Annotated in this window: 17 protein-coding genes; 1 reads left to right on the top strand and 16 read right to left on the bottom strand. The window is 59.6% G+C overall.

The features are described from left to right. Window positions 1-17: 17 nt before the first annotated feature. The 16 genes from ACMTA2_RS06885 to ACMTA2_RS06810 form a co-directional block, all read right to left on the bottom strand. The gene (locus tag ACMTA2_RS06885) at window positions 18-593 is read right to left on the bottom strand and encodes a phage tail assembly protein (RefSeq protein WP_413794242.1); all 576 of its coding nucleotides are present in this window, start codon (window positions 591-593) and stop codon (window positions 18-20) included. 137 nt (window positions 594-730) lie between these two features. Further along, on the bottom strand, window positions 731-1,237 hold the full coding sequence (locus ACMTA2_RS06880; RefSeq protein WP_092443712.1) for a phage major tail tube protein: 507 nt from the start codon (window positions 1,235-1,237) through the stop codon (window positions 731-733). Further along, window positions 1,237-2,403, bottom strand: coding sequence for a phage tail sheath protein (locus ACMTA2_RS06875; RefSeq protein ID WP_413794241.1), 1,167 nt, complete (start codon window positions 2,401-2,403; stop codon window positions 1,237-1,239). The genes ACMTA2_RS06880 and ACMTA2_RS06875 overlap by 1 nt, the downstream gene beginning before the upstream one ends. A gap of 2 nt (window positions 2,404-2,405) precedes the next feature. Next, window positions 2,406-2,615: a hypothetical protein gene (locus ACMTA2_RS06870; RefSeq protein WP_413794240.1), complete on the bottom strand. Its 210-nt coding sequence runs from the start codon at window positions 2,613-2,615 to the stop codon at window positions 2,406-2,408. Between the two features lie 101 nt (window positions 2,616-2,716). Continuing rightward, window positions 2,717-3,136 (bottom strand): phage tail assembly chaperone, encoded by a 420-nt coding sequence (locus ACMTA2_RS06865; protein WP_413794239.1) that lies wholly within the window; start codon window positions 3,134-3,136, stop codon window positions 2,717-2,719. A 7-nt stretch (window positions 3,137-3,143) separates the two neighbouring features. After that, a complete protein-coding gene (locus ACMTA2_RS06860) occupies window positions 3,144-5,090 on the bottom strand; it encodes a phage tail protein (RefSeq protein ID WP_413794238.1) in 1,947 nt (648 codons plus the stop codon). Beyond that, a complete protein-coding gene (locus tag ACMTA2_RS06855; protein ID WP_413794237.1) occupies window positions 5,091-5,726 on the bottom strand; it encodes a phage tail protein I in 636 nt (211 codons plus the stop codon). Next, a complete protein-coding gene (locus ACMTA2_RS06850; protein WP_413794236.1) occupies window positions 5,723-6,718 on the bottom strand; it encodes a baseplate J/gp47 family protein in 996 nt (331 codons plus the stop codon). The genes ACMTA2_RS06855 and ACMTA2_RS06850 overlap by 4 nt, the downstream gene beginning before the upstream one ends. Further along, window positions 6,715-7,047, bottom strand: coding sequence for a hypothetical protein (locus ACMTA2_RS06845; RefSeq protein ID WP_018607976.1), 333 nt, complete (start codon window positions 7,045-7,047; stop codon window positions 6,715-6,717). Before ACMTA2_RS06845 ends, ACMTA2_RS06850 begins: the two co-directional genes overlap by 4 nt. An 11-nt stretch (window positions 7,048-7,058) precedes the next feature. Further along, window positions 7,059-7,670 (bottom strand): phage baseplate assembly protein V, encoded by a 612-nt coding sequence (locus ACMTA2_RS06840; protein ID WP_413794235.1) that lies wholly within the window; start codon window positions 7,668-7,670, stop codon window positions 7,059-7,061. A gap of 3 nt (window positions 7,671-7,673) precedes the next feature. Further along, window positions 7,674-8,186, bottom strand: a complete 513-nt coding sequence (locus ACMTA2_RS06835) for a hypothetical protein (RefSeq protein WP_413794234.1) — start codon at window positions 8,184-8,186, stop codon at window positions 7,674-7,676. Window positions 8,187-8,222: 36 nt separating this feature from the next. Then, window positions 8,223-8,570, bottom strand: coding sequence for a phage holin family protein (locus ACMTA2_RS06830; RefSeq protein ID WP_413794233.1), 348 nt, complete (start codon window positions 8,568-8,570; stop codon window positions 8,223-8,225). A gap of 131 nt (window positions 8,571-8,701) precedes the next feature. Further along, window positions 8,702-9,130, bottom strand: coding sequence for a hypothetical protein (locus ACMTA2_RS06825; RefSeq protein ID WP_413794232.1), 429 nt, complete (start codon window positions 9,128-9,130; stop codon window positions 8,702-8,704). Window positions 9,131-9,159: 29 nt separating this feature from the next. Then, window positions 9,160-9,804, bottom strand: a complete 645-nt coding sequence (locus tag ACMTA2_RS06820) for a hypothetical protein (RefSeq protein WP_413794231.1) — start codon at window positions 9,802-9,804, stop codon at window positions 9,160-9,162. A 20-nt stretch (window positions 9,805-9,824) separates the two neighbouring features. Next, window positions 9,825-10,007, bottom strand: a complete 183-nt coding sequence (locus ACMTA2_RS06815) for a Com family DNA-binding transcriptional regulator (RefSeq protein WP_413794230.1) — start codon at window positions 10,005-10,007, stop codon at window positions 9,825-9,827. Between the two features lie 467 nt (window positions 10,008-10,474). Continuing rightward, window positions 10,475-11,209 carry a LexA family transcriptional regulator gene (locus tag ACMTA2_RS06810; protein WP_003198297.1) on the bottom strand — a complete coding sequence of 245 codons (735 nt, stop codon included), beginning with the start codon at window positions 11,207-11,209 and terminating at the stop codon, window positions 10,475-10,477. 591 nt (window positions 11,210-11,800) lie between these two features. Here ACMTA2_RS06810 and ACMTA2_RS06805 point away from each other — a divergent pair. After that, entirely contained in the window at window positions 11,801-12,154 is a 354-nt protein-coding gene (locus ACMTA2_RS06805) for a DUF6124 family protein (RefSeq protein WP_413794229.1), read from the top strand. Window positions 12,155-12,748 lie beyond the last annotated feature (594 nt).

Below are 12,748 nucleotides of genomic sequence, written 5' to 3'. Positions count from 1 at the left end.
CGGCACCACATCGAGGATCACTTCGATGTCGCGCTCCGAAAGAAGTCCGCCGGTTTGTTTAAAAAATCGTCGATGCGTACCTGAAGTTGAGTCCAGTCGGGCACGGTCAGCAGGTCCAGATCGGGAATCATCAGGCCGGTGCAATGGGCGGTGATGAACTCGGCGCGTTCCTTGGCCGTCTTCAGTTTTTTCATCGCCTTGGTGGCACGCAGCACCGGCATTTCCAGGGTCAGAGAAGTCATGCTGCGGCCTGCTACGTCGAGCGGTTGCAGCAGCTGTACCTGGTCAGGGTCGACGGATGCGCCGTCCGCCTGCTCCAGGAAGTGGGACGTCGGACGGGTGGACATTTCATGCACGTATTGCGCAATGCTCACATAGTCCGGGCGCTTGAGCTGGTCGAGTTCCTTGACCGACAGGCCGGTGGCCAGTTTGGCCAACTCGAAGAACTGGTCGTCTTCGTCATCGCCGGCGCGGGCCAGGGCGTCTTTTTGCGCGGCGTAGTACAGCGGCTTGAGGGGGAGTTGTTCGATCTGTGTTTCGTCGTCACCGGTGATCGGCGACAGCAAGACGTGAACGGGAGGCGTCCAGGACATGAAATCAATTCCTTGGTGAATCAGAGGACAACCTGTGGGAGCGAGCTCGCTCGCGATGACGGCGGTGCATTCAGCATCGAGGTGTCTGACACTCCGCTATCGCGAGCAAGCTCGCTCCCACAGTGGCTGGCAGTGACTTAGGGCAACAACACCGCACGGCGCGCATCGCCGAGAATGTCGACGCCGTTGAGCACGAACTTCTGGGTACGCACGTCGATGTCGATCACCGGAACGCCGTTTTCCAGGCGGTTGTAGGTGCGGCAGGAGAGGTCCAGCGTGGTGGTCGGTTTATCACCCATTTTCAGCGGCGCTTCGACCAGAGACTTCAACTTCCCGCCGACGGTGTGGTAGGTGAACCAGGTATTGCCATCCTGGTCCTGACCGGCCTCGCGCACGTTCAGCAGGATGTCGTCGCCGACACTCACCCCCAGGGCCAACATGATTTCCGGCCCCACGCCTTGCAGCACCAACGTAGCCCCGAGCACGGTGCCACTCTTGGCCATTTCCTCGCCAATAAAGCGCCCACCGCTCATCGTCTCCATGGCGAACTCAATCTTGGGAGGGGTGAAACTTTCCACGGTCGCCGACAACGGCAAGCCTTGCAGGGTGGCCGCGATGGCCTGTCTTACGCGGTTGGTAAACATTAGAGAACGTCCTCCAGGAACTGCTCGATGATTTCATCGCGGGCATTGAGTTGATAAATCATGTGTTCGTTCGGCGCGTAGCGGCCGTAGTCGATGACCACGTACCAGATGCCGTTCTTGTACTTCTCGACGCTGTTCAATTCCGGGTGCAGGTACACGCTGCCGCCCGGGATGGTTTCGTCGGCGACCAGGGTTTGCAGCCAGTCGTTGATGCGCTTGACCTCCTGGTCCATGAACGACTTGGTCAGGTTCTTGGCCATGGCTTTCTGGCCGGCCTTCACCAGCTTGCGGCTGATGGCATCTTCCAGGCCGACGTAGCTGATGAACTTGCCGGTGATGGAGCGGTTGCCCAGCAGCGAGAAGCCGCCGAGGATGGTCCGGGCGTAATAGCTGATGCCGTAGCGGTTGAGCAGATCGCCTTCGGTGGAGGTGTCGAGGATGTTGTATTCGACGGTGCGCGAGACGTCTTCAGCGTAGGTCACCTGGTTGCCCGGGCTCTCCCATTGCTTGACCTTGGCGAGGGCGGCGATGGCCAGGCTCGACGGGGCCAGGAAGACGTTTTTCTTCGCCGCCTTGGAGTACACCGCCGGCATGTTGTGCACCACCAGGCAACGGTCGAAACCGAGGTCCGCACCGCCCAGTTCCTGGCTGTAAGTCACTTGATCGGCGACCGCGGCGTCCTTGCCGTCGAGCACCACCCGCGCCTTGATGCGCTTGCCGAACGAGGCGAACTCGCTGGCCACCGCCTTGGTGCCGGTGAAGCCCGGCGCGCCGATGATGGTCAGGTCTTCGGCAACCCCACTTAACGCCGCCAGGCCCAACTTGCGACCGGTCTGCGCTTCGATACCGCCGATGACATTGTTCTGCGTGTCGGCCAGCGTGGCGCCCTCTTCGACGATCACCACGTACACCGGCACCTTGACCACCTTGAGGATCTGGTAGACGGCGTGGAACAACGTCCCCGCTTCGGCACCGGTCGGGTCCAACTGGGCCTGGGTGGTGAAGCTGTTGATACGGAACGGGGTGTTTTTCGGAATCAGCGGGTTGGCATTCGGCGCGGTGCCGACCAGACCGATGACGTTATCACCCAGGCCACCCATGGCCTCAGGAGATTCAGTGGCATTGACGGTAATGCCGTTGTGCTCGAAGTTCAAAACCTCAGCCATGGTTATTCAGCCTTCTTGGTGGCGGCCTTTTTGGCCGGGTTGGATGCAGAAGCCGGTTCGACGGCTTCGGTTTTTTTCAGCGCCAGACGACCGGCGCTACGCAGGGCGCTGGCCTCGACGTCGAGCAGGTCGAGCTCCTGGCCGGTGGTCGACCAGTGACCGCCGCCGATGGGGAATGGGAGGAGCACGGTGTAGGTTTGGCGTAGTGCCATTTTTGGGTTCTCCAGATACGAAAAAGCCCCTTGAGGAAGGGGCTGTCGGATGTTGTCAGTTGTTTTGGCGGAAAAGAAAACGCCCCGTAGTTACGGGGCGGTTACTGGGATTGCTCGGCGAGCCAAGACGGTGCGAGCGGACGATGCTCCTTCAGCGGGAACTCCCCGGCCTCAGGCCAATTACGTAGAATCCGGCGATACGCTTGCAGCTCAGCGTATTGCTCAACCGAAAGCGTGGTTTCGGTCCCATCTTCCAGCTCATCTCGATGACGCGTTACCATCCCATCAGTAAGTGAAAGCTGCCTATTCCGCCATGCACGCTCAACGAGCGATAGCTCAGCTAGCGTCGGCAATGACGGGTCTTGCAATTGCGGAAAACCATCAGGCCCCCTGCCGATGATCTTCCTCCCCTGTCGCGGCTCAAAGAGCGCCGCATGATCTTCATCAGATATCTCTATGCCCCCGTTATCAATTAGCTCGAAGGCAAATCGACCGTCTTCTTCAATCCATTTTGCGTACATAGTCGCCTCAGTAGCCGATGGCTAGCCAGTTGTAACCACCCACGGTGACAGCAGAGTTATTGCCAGCCACATTAGTGATGTAGCCCGTAAAACCTGTACGGGTCGGTACTCCGGATTGACAAACGGATAGATTCGTCGCGGAAGTAGCCCCGGCATAGATCGCTCCTACGTACATACAGGCTGTAGGGAATGCGACAGGAAACGTTACCGGCACTGTTCCTGTCGCGACATCCGTTGAAGCGTGTCCGATTTTGAATATCCAGCCGCTTGGCAATACCTGATTGGCGGTATATCCAAAAATTGCGGCAAATGCATTGGAGAACTTCAACGCAGCGGTACCGCCGACCAATCGCCACTCGCCAGTTAGTCTGGTCAATATCGCAAAATCACCCTGTCCCAAAACAAGTGTTATTGCGCTTCCGCTCGAATTAGTAATCTGCTCGCCATTCGAAGCCAGCAGCGTGACAGCACCTGCCCCACCACTCAGAACCATGATCATGGCTCCTGGCCCTACTGGCGCGGTGGGCGGCAAAGTAACGTTGATCGCCGTCGACGCTGACGCAGTAACGATGCCGCCAGCGCTTGAATTCCCCAGAACGGTGTTGGCGCTGACCGAGGTGAGGCTCGACCACTCGACCCCCATTCTCTTCACAAACTCAGTAGTTGCCAGCAACTTACTGCTATCGAATTGCGCCGGGGTGTCACCAAACACCTTGGAAAACTGCAACTGTGCAGATCCTTCCGCCCACCAGGCAGTCACACCATTACTGCTCAACACCAAGGTGGTACCCGGCTGCAATGCAATACTGTTGGGCTGATTGAAGTTTCCGGCGTTGATTAGATCAGCCCCCACACAGGCCAAGGTGACAATGCCGCCGCCAATGTTCCGGAAGTGGATCGAACCACCCGATGGTAGGGCGTTGGCCGTCGGCAAGGTAAGCGTGAACGTCCCGATCACCGAAACTAGAGTGCCGACCGCTGCTGCCGTCAATGTGGTGGCCGACGTCAAGCTGGTAAAGCCGCGATAGTTACCGCTGGCACGCATAACGTATTCAGTCGTCGCGATCGACTTCGTGTTGTCGAATAGCGGCGGCGTATTTGCCGTCGGATTAACCAGCACCGGCGAATTGAGCGGCGCAAATCCTTGAGTGATGTTCTGAAACGTCAACGCCGTAGTGCCCAGTACAATCGTACCGTCGGTAATCAACTGCCAGATCGTGTTGGCAAGTGTCGCGCCCTCCTCCACCGAGACAATCAACCCCGAAGTCACGTCGACGCTCGCATCGGCATCTTTTGCCCGAACCCAAGCGCCGTTCGCAACCACGTAGATACCGTTGTCTTTCGCCAAGGTCTGGGACTTGACCAAGACCCGATTGCCGGTGATCACAGCAACACCATCGATGGTTTGCGCGCCACTCAAGACAATGTTGACCGTTGTCGCCACCCGCACCGACTGCTTCCTGTCGAGCTTGGCGAGTTCGTCGGCCACATAGCCGGCCACCCAGGCCCGCGTAGCCTTGACGATCGTATCGTCAATCAACAATGTCACCAGCTCGGCATTGCTGGTCTCGAAAATCGACCGAATGTAGAACTCTTTGCCCGAACCAGACGTCGCCAATACCGGCTTGAACGACTCCGGATATTTGACAATCGCATAGAGAATGCCGGTATCGGTCCAGATCCCGGCCTCACGCACATACCAACCACCCACATCGGACGGGATGGTGACCTCGGCCAGCAGCCAGCTCGGGTTGGCTTCATCCTGGAACAGCGCATTGAGTGGCCCGCGCCACACTTCGCGTTTGAGCGCCGTGGCGGTGGCGGCCGGGTTGTAGACCTCGCCGCCGCCATCACCGACGGAAATCTGCGACAGCTTGATCGGTGTGCCCGCCGCCTTGCAGGCGGTTTCGTAAGCGATCCCCGCATCGGTGAGCAGGGTGTAGTAGTCGGCCATTTAGGACCCCTGTGGATAAATAGTGGAGGTTTCGACGGTGTAGAGTCCGGCGGCCATGAAGGCCTGACCCGAGGCTTCCAGCCCCTCGATGACAATCGGGTAAACCGTGGCCAGCTCACCGCACAGCGTGGCGGCTCCGATGACGTGACGGCCGAATGCACTCAAGCCGACAGACACCTTCAAGGTGTCGCGCTCGCTCTTGGCCTCGGCCAGGCGGCGATCGAGACGGGCATCAATGGCTTCGCTGTAGGGCTGCTCGGTAAATGCCCTGACGGAAAAACTGTAGGGCGGGCCAGCGGGTGTTTGCTCATACCAGGCGCGCACCTCGGGCATCAGTTGCAAACCCTTGGCGGCATTTTCCAGCGCCTTTCGCGTCCCCGCCTGCCGAGCGGTGGGCCAGGCGAGCTCAACGGTCAGGCGCTTTTCCGCCTCGGGCGCCGCGGAGCTCCATTCGTTGACCCCACGATCCGCCGCGAGATACGGCAGGAACGCCAAGGGCGTGGTGGCCGGGTTCATCAGTTCGGGAAACGGCGGATCGATGCGTTCGAGCAGCCGAGCGAACCCTAGATCCAGTGCCCTTTCCAACGGTGAACTGTTGACCGGCAGCAGGCTTGGACGAGGAGTGTCGTCACTCATAACGTATCCACCTCGACCTCGATGCCCGTGCAATACGGTGCCTGGAAAGCCGTCGTCACAATCGGTGCGAGCGGTTCGAGAATCTGCAACTGAACCGCGCCCGCGCTGTGCAACGTGTAATCGATCCAGCTGGGGTCCACCCGGCCTTCCAGGCGATGACAGGCTTCGGCATATGCCTGTAGCTGCTGCTGGGCGGCAACCTGGGTCAACCCCGAATCCGGGCCGGCATTGATCTTCGCCACGACGCGGATTTTGTAGGGTTTGATCTGCGCGGCCTGCACGATGACCAGGTCGGTTTCCGGACGCACATCAGGCCGAGCGAAATGCTGACGAACACCCTCGAGCAGCGCCTCGGTCGGCGTACCATCGCCGTCACGGGACAGCACCGTGACAGTGACCTGGCCCGGCGCGGTCCGACGCCCATTACCGTCCTTGACCTGCGCCGCATAACCATCCGGATCGAAGGTGTAGGTAACCGTCACCACACCCGCCGAGGCGTTTTCCACCCTCACCGCTGGCCGTTCACCCAAGGTAAAAATCTCCCGCCGATACTGCATCCGCGAGCCGGCCGCCGGGGCGTGGGGCGCCAGGTAGTAACGCAACCGCGCATCGTCATCGCTCTCGTAGACCGGGGGGATGGGCGGGAACGCCGCCGGGTCGCCCGGGTCGAGCAACTGACGCTCAAGGCCCATGTCCGCGAGACGAGCGTCGAGGTTGGTGCCCGTGGCCCACCACGCCAACATCTGCTTGATGCGGGCGTTGTATTTGCGTTCATGGGTTTGCAGCCGAACGCAGAAAGCCTCGAGAGCCAGGGTCAGCAGTTCGCTTTCGTTTTCGAGACTGTCCACCAGCTTCGCCGCACTGGCGGGAGAGCGTGCGCCGACGTACTCGACCACGAAGGTCTTGAACTCTGCGAGCAGGTCCTCGAACGCTTCGACGGTGACGATGGCCGGTTCGGCCAGTTGGTTCTGGCCGGGTATCAGCATGCTCATGTCACCACCTCGAACGTCTGTTTGCGGTTTTTCCAGGTGCCGGCGAAACGCAACAGCAATCCGGCCCCCTGTCGGCTGGCGACAATGACCTGCGGCTCGAAATCATCGATGCCGTTATCCGGGTTGTAGAACGCCTGGGCCGCGTGGCTCTGGGCAAGGATCAGCAGGTCGTCGCCGAGGTTCTGCCCCAACAACTGCGTGAGTGCGCAGCCATACAACGGGCGCTTCTGGCGAGTGCCCAATGGCGTGGTCAATGCACGAGTGGCCCGCTGCACGAACTGCAGCCAGTCGTCGACCGTGGCGCCGGTATTTCGATCGATTCCAATCATGAGGAAATCTCTTATGCGGTACTGATGACGCGTCCCTGGTGATCCACCACCGGGCCGCTCAGGTGCACGCCGGAGGCGTCGAGTCGAATGCCGACGGCGCCGACTTGCAATTCGATGGTCTCGGGTGTCATCGCCAGCCGCGACGGGCCAATGTTCAACTGCAGGGATTCGCGAGAGCCGCTGAACGTCGCCGGGCCGTTCTGCCAGTGCAGGACATGGCTGGCGTGGTCGTAGCCGTTTTCCGTACCGTCCTGATAGAGGCGCCGCGTCAGCGAGGCCTGGGTCGAGACGGGCGGAAACTGACCGCCGTTGAGGCCGAACAACGCCACGGCCTGCCCGCCACTCTCGCCGCCGCCATGATTGAGCAACAGGCACTGCTCGCCCACGGACGGAATCCGCGACTCGCTCTGGGCGCCGGCGCTCGGGTTGAAAAAGCGGATCGCCGGAGTCAGCAGGCCACCATGGCTGACCTTGCAGGTGTTGCTGGCCGCGTCGACTTCCTGGCAAACGCCAATGCGGCAGAAACTCTCCGCCCGCCGATGCAAATCTTCCAGCTCGGTTTCCATCTGAGCCAGACGCTCGATGATCGGCCCCAGATGCATGCGTAACAGCGCATCAAACATGGCTCAGCCCTCGAGTGCGGTGTATTGATCGGGATCGTCGATGTCCGACACTTCCCAAGTGCGGGCAAACTTCGGGATACCCAGTGGGTCCTCCAGCAGCGTCGGGCCCAAGTACAGGGTTTGGTTGAAGGAAAGGGTCCAGGCGGTGTACGCCCGTTCGGGATTAATGAACGTGGACGGCAGGCCATCGAGCTCCGTGGGCAGGTCGCATTGATCGCCCGACAGCCCCCAACGGTTATCCATGACCAGGTGTTTCAACTCCCCGGCCAGGTCGCAGGCATCCCATCCAGGAACGGCCATGACCACTTGCAAGGAAACCGTAAGGACATGGGCGATACGCCCGTCATTGGCGCGGTTACCGGGCGCATCACGCTCAAGCGCAATCAGCACCCAGGGTTGGTCGTCGGTGCCATCGAAATCCTGGGGGCTGCCGACTTTCAAGGCGGGATAAATGGCGCGCAGCGCCTGGGCAATGGCCGAGCACAACTGCGACGGTTTTTCGATAAGGACGGGCATTGATCACCTCCTTGTGTAGGGATCAGCGATGTAGGTTCACGGCTGGTCGGTAGGGTCTCGCGGTGGCACTTCGCATACGCCGATCCGCTTGGCGACCCAGCGCTCGTAGAGACCGATCGCCACATCGGCACCGGCCATGGCGGTCAGGCAACCCAGGGCGCAGGCGCTCCAGATCGACATGCCGAGGGCGTATAGCAGCATGGTTGCCGACACGCCGCAGACCACGCAGGCACCGGAGCGCAAGGCCAATCGCCGCAACAGCGACCAGCCACGGGCGCCCTCCTTGTCGGCGCGCCACATCTCGCCGGACACCCCGCCCACCAGGGCGAGCACGATGACCAGCCAGATCGGCATGTCCAGCAACGCTTGTTGCTCGTTTGTCATGTCATGCTTCCTGGGGGTGAATAAGATTGGGCGGGTAAGTTGTTTGAAGTTGAAAGAGAGGTGGGTCGGTAAAACCCATTAAGTCGCTAGAAACGGCGTTCAAACGTTTGTCAGGCAATTGGAGGCTGACATCACTTTGGCGCAGCGCAGGTCGCGCCTTTGTAAGTCATGGTGTAGGTGTAGTGCCTGTCCCAAGACAGCGGTAGCGCACTGGGTGCGGCCCATTCCGCGTAGTTACCCGACATCGAACCAGCGACAGCTAACTTACCCATGGCAATGGTCGCGAGATTGTTGGCACTCCCTGCACCCGGCATTGGCACACTCCCGTTCCATTGGAGATCGTCCCCATTCTGGAACCACGCGCCCTTCCAGCCGGCCTGGGAACTCGAGTACCAGGTGTTGTCTTCTTTGAAACAGATAGTTTGGTTGGCATAAAAACCGCCGCCCGGAACGTGGTAATAAGCGAATTGCCAGGAACCGACAGGTGAGGTTTCAGCAAACGCATAGAGGGTTTGGGTAGCCAGGACGGCTGCGATCAGCACACTGAGCATTTTTTTCATCAGGTTATTTCCGTTAGATAAATAGGTTTTTACCGAGTAATCAGCATGTCCACGCTGGTCGCGTCGCAAGAGTTGTTAGCCTTTCTGTCGATGACCAGATAAAGAAAAGACGTCGGTGTGACCGGGACGTTGTTCAACATGAACGTAGTGCTGCCGCCGTTTGCCAGGCTCCCGGACTGCAGCACGGTGTCGCCCAGGTTGAGCGACCAGCCAATACCATCCCCGCAAGCGTTATGCAGATCATTGACCCGCCCCAACACGTTGATATTGCCGGTGACAGGACTGGCCCAGCGGAAGATGCTCTGGCTGTTGGTGCCGGGATGCGTGGCCACGTCGCCCTGCTTGAACACGAAACTGGTGCCCGAGCCAGTGAAGGTGAAACTAGCGTTGGGAATGGAAATCCAGGCTCCCGTGGCATCGTCCCGCCAGCAGGTGGTCGGTTTGCCATTGCATTCCCCTCCCTGAAACATCGGGAAGAGCGTGTAGTTGGCCGAGGCGTTCACCCCCGATTTGTTTTGCATGAAGGACCAGGGCGAACCGGCCGGTGCGGCTTCGGTCATCAGGTACATGTCCCGGGCCAGGTTCCATGACAGGGCCGTATCAGCCCAACCGTTCAGGGATACGAAGGACGATAGAAACGCAGTCGCCAGTAGGATTCTCTTGAGCAATTTCATTTTTCTTACCTCGATGGATGTCATTGAGTACGGAGTGCAGGGTCTATTCCACACTCTGTTCGCTCACTGGCGTTCACTCGAGGCTCAACGGCCTTCACATGATTTAGCGTCCCACACCGGGAACATTTGATCTGGAGTTCGGTGCTCTCGCCCACGCGGGCCAGAAGCCTTTTGCAGTGACCGCATCTGAAATCCTTCAGCATTGAAAGCCCTCCATTGGCGGCGGTGATGCGTTTGAACGCACCTCACGGTGCAGGCATTCCAAAAAGCCCGGTTGCCCAGGCTTTTCAGTAATGCGCTTGATCTTTCGGCGCGACTGGCGCGGTACGGATCCATTCAAATTGTTCCTCCGGCCGCGGTCCCTGCCCGCCGGATAACTGCTTCTGGTGCTTTACGCTGCACACCCGGGTCAGTTGCCAACCCTCTGAACCGTTGAGGCCGGTTCATCGCTGCCTGTTGATGGAACTAAAGAGCTTCGTTGCCAGCCGCTTTGTCGAGCGGCTTGGACACAGAATATGCATGAATGCATATACAGTCAATGCGCAAATGCATTTATTTATGCATGGCGAATGCGCAAATGCATTAATCCCTCGTAGATACAGGGGTTGCGGGTTTTCAGGAGGCGAAAAAAAACCCGCACGGCGGCGGGTTTTATCTGACAGCAGAGGGGTTAACGGGCGTACATGCCCCACCAGAAGACGTGACCGAGGATGACGATCTGCTCATCCTGCATTTCCTGGAAGGTGTAGTCCTCATCCGGATGCTCATCGCGATTGAAGCTGCGCAGGCGAATGCCCGTGGGCAGGCGATAAAGCTGCTTCACCCGCAGTTGGCCGTTGTGGTTGATGGCGTAGAGATCACCGTCGACGATGTCGCCGATCCCGCACTTGCCTGCGTTCACCCCGACCGTGGCCCCGTCGCGCAGCACCGGCAACATGCTGTTGCCGCGCACCGTCACGCATTTGGCCTGGTCGAACTGCACGCCGTTATGGCGCAGGCTGCGCTTGCCGAAGCGCAGGCTTGAGCGCTCGCTTTCCTCGATGACGAATCTCCCTGATCCAGCAGCCAATTCAACCTCGCGCAGAAAAGGGACCGACACTTCGTCTTCTTCGACGGGTGTTTCGTCGTCCCACAGGCTTATGTCCTTGAGTTCGGAATGCGGCTCATCGCGGCGAGCATTGCCGGCGGGCACAACGTCCGCGCGCCCGCGCAACTGATCGGTGCTCACGGCGAAGTACTCGGCGATCTTCGAGATGTGTTTATCCGAAGGGTCGACAATCTTGCCGCTGAGGATCCGCGAGAGGGTGGACTGAGGCACGCCGGTACGCCGGTGAAGCTCCGTGGGGGAGATCCCGTGCTGGTCGAGCAATGCTCTTAATACGGTAGAAACGTTGCGTTTTTGCATAACGCGCATAGTGCTTGTTCTTTTCGCAGAAGACAAATGCTGATTTGCATAAACATGGGATACAGCCCACTTGAAGCCTATTCAGGCCAGTGTGGCGAGGGGATTTATCCCCGCTGGGGCGCGAAGCGGCCCCAAATGCCGCAACCATTGAATTGACTCTAGGGGCTGCTGCGCAGCCAACGGGGATAAATCCCCTCGCCACAAGAGCTTGCTGGTCACGAAGAAACGCCTCCTACACATTCTTAGGAAGCCGCCGCCCCTGCGTCCTTCAAATGCGCGGCACCAGGCTACATCGCCTTGCGCCTCTGCCTACAACTGCGCCAGAATCCGCCGGCTTGTCCACCTTGGATCCCATCGGTACTTTGGTTCTCGTCACTGCCCATCAGTAGTGGTCGGGTTTAGTCGCTCGGTACTCCAAGGTGCTCACTGCTCCATTAGTCAGGTATCTCATCCCTGTACTTGATGGTGGCTGTGCGCAGGGCGCCCTCGGGCGCGCCGGTTCCTTGGATCCCCGGTCGACTAACCTGCGTACAGCTGCCACCCCTCGTTTAGTCGCGAGTGTGTGGTGGCTCAACTTCAAGGATCCATAGAATGCCGAAGAACACTCCAAATCCCCCTGACGATCATATCTCCCGCAGCCAATCGGCCAACGCCAAGAAACTCGATGACGCGGCCACCCGCGCCCTGGACTATTACCTCAAGCCGAAAGCCGACAACGACACCTCAGACGCACCCGACATCCTTTTCATCATCGCCCCCAACATCGACGCTGAATGCCTGCTCGCCAATCTCAGCGAAACCCTGGCCTCGGCCAATGCCATGGTCAGTGACCTGGCGTTCGACCTGGAGGGCTCGCGGCGACATATCGCGCTGGGGGTCCAGCAGATGATTGAGCTGGGGCAGTTGCTGGCAAATCGGGCGTTGGATGTGGTTGAGGTGAGGTAGCTATTCATGATGCAAGTCGAGACCTAAGAGAAGCCCGAGTAATCACTGTGGGCGAGTTTGCTCGCGATAGCGGTAGCTCGGTTACAACTAAGTTGTATTGGCTGCCATCATCGCGAGCAAGCTCCCACAATTGGATCGGGGCACGACCGAGAGAACCAGGCCGGCTGTCAGGCCGCCTTCGCGAGCAAGCTCGCTCCCACAATTGGATCGGGGTACGACCGAGAGAACCAGAACGGCTGTCAGGCCGCCTTCGCGAGCAGGCCCGCTCCCACAATTGGATCGGGGCACGACCGAGAGAACCAGGCCGACTGTCAGGCCGCCTTCGCGAGCAGGCTCGCTCCCACAATTGGATCGGGGTACGACCGGGAGAACCAGGCCGGCTATAAGGCCGCCTTCGCGAGCAAGCCCGCTCCCACAATTGGATCGGGGCACGACCGGGAGAACCAGGCCGGCTGTCAGGCCGCCTTCGCGAGCAAGCTCGCTCCCACAATTGGATTGGGGGCAGCCGGAGAGATAGGCCGGCTGCCAGGCCGCCTTCGCGAGCATGCCCGCTCCCACAATTGGATCGGGGGACAACCGGAGAGATAGGCCTGC

The organism is Pseudomonas medicaginis (assembly GCF_965119365.1).
Taxonomy (GTDB): Bacteria; Pseudomonadota; Gammaproteobacteria; order Pseudomonadales; family Pseudomonadaceae; genus Aquipseudomonas.
Note: the sequence above shows the minus strand (reverse complement) of the source record. Positions and strands in the feature narration are given on the sequence as shown.

Excerpts from the sequence above, each read along its gene's own strand:
- ACMTA2_RS06880 (WP_092443712.1), bottom strand. The coding sequence starts at position 1,237 with ATGTTTACCAACCGCGTAAGACAGGCCATCGCGGCCACCCTGCAAGGC.
- ACMTA2_RS06840 (WP_413794235.1), bottom strand. The coding sequence starts at position 7,670 with ATGTTTGATGCGCTGTTACGCATGCATCTGGGGCCGATCATCGAGCGT.
- ACMTA2_RS06885 (WP_413794242.1), bottom strand. The coding sequence starts at position 593 with ATGTCCTGGACGCCTCCCGTTCACGTCTTGCTGTCGCCGATCACCGGT.
- ACMTA2_RS06835 (WP_413794234.1), bottom strand. The coding sequence starts at position 8,186 with ATGCCCGTCCTTATCGAAAAACCGTCGCAGTTGTGCTCGGCCATTGCC.
- ACMTA2_RS06815 (WP_413794230.1), bottom strand. The coding sequence starts at position 10,007 with ATGCTGAAGGATTTCAGATGCGGTCACTGCAAAAGGCTTCTGGCCCGC.
- ACMTA2_RS06830 (WP_413794233.1), bottom strand. The coding sequence starts at position 8,570 with ATGACAAACGAGCAACAAGCGTTGCTGGACATGCCGATCTGGCTGGTC.
- ACMTA2_RS06845 (WP_018607976.1), bottom strand. The coding sequence starts at position 7,047 with ATGATTGGAATCGATCGAAATACCGGCGCCACGGTCGACGACTGGCTG.
- ACMTA2_RS06825 (WP_413794232.1), bottom strand. The coding sequence starts at position 9,130 with ATGAAAAAAATGCTCAGTGTGCTGATCGCAGCCGTCCTGGCTACCCAA.
- ACMTA2_RS06855 (WP_413794237.1), bottom strand. The coding sequence starts at position 5,726 with ATGAGTGACGACACTCCTCGTCCAAGCCTGCTGCCGGTCAACAGTTCA.
- ACMTA2_RS06865 (WP_413794239.1), bottom strand. The coding sequence starts at position 3,136 with ATGTACGCAAAATGGATTGAAGAAGACGGTCGATTTGCCTTCGAGCTA.
- ACMTA2_RS06805 (WP_413794229.1), top strand. The coding sequence starts at position 11,801 with ATGCCGAAGAACACTCCAAATCCCCCTGACGATCATATCTCCCGCAGC.
- ACMTA2_RS06810 (WP_003198297.1), bottom strand. The coding sequence starts at position 11,209 with ATGCAAAAACGCAACGTTTCTACCGTATTAAGAGCATTGCTCGACCAG.
- ACMTA2_RS06870 (WP_413794240.1), bottom strand. The coding sequence starts at position 2,615 with ATGGCACTACGCCAAACCTACACCGTGCTCCTCCCATTCCCCATCGGC.
- ACMTA2_RS06860 (WP_413794238.1), bottom strand. The coding sequence starts at position 5,090 with ATGGCCGACTACTACACCCTGCTCACCGATGCGGGGATCGCTTACGAA.
- ACMTA2_RS06850 (WP_413794236.1), bottom strand. The coding sequence starts at position 6,718 with ATGAGCATGCTGATACCCGGCCAGAACCAACTGGCCGAACCGGCCATC.
- ACMTA2_RS06875 (WP_413794241.1), bottom strand. The coding sequence starts at position 2,403 with ATGGCTGAGGTTTTGAACTTCGAGCACAACGGCATTACCGTCAATGCC.
- ACMTA2_RS06820 (WP_413794231.1), bottom strand. The coding sequence starts at position 9,804 with ATGAAATTGCTCAAGAGAATCCTACTGGCGACTGCGTTTCTATCGTCC.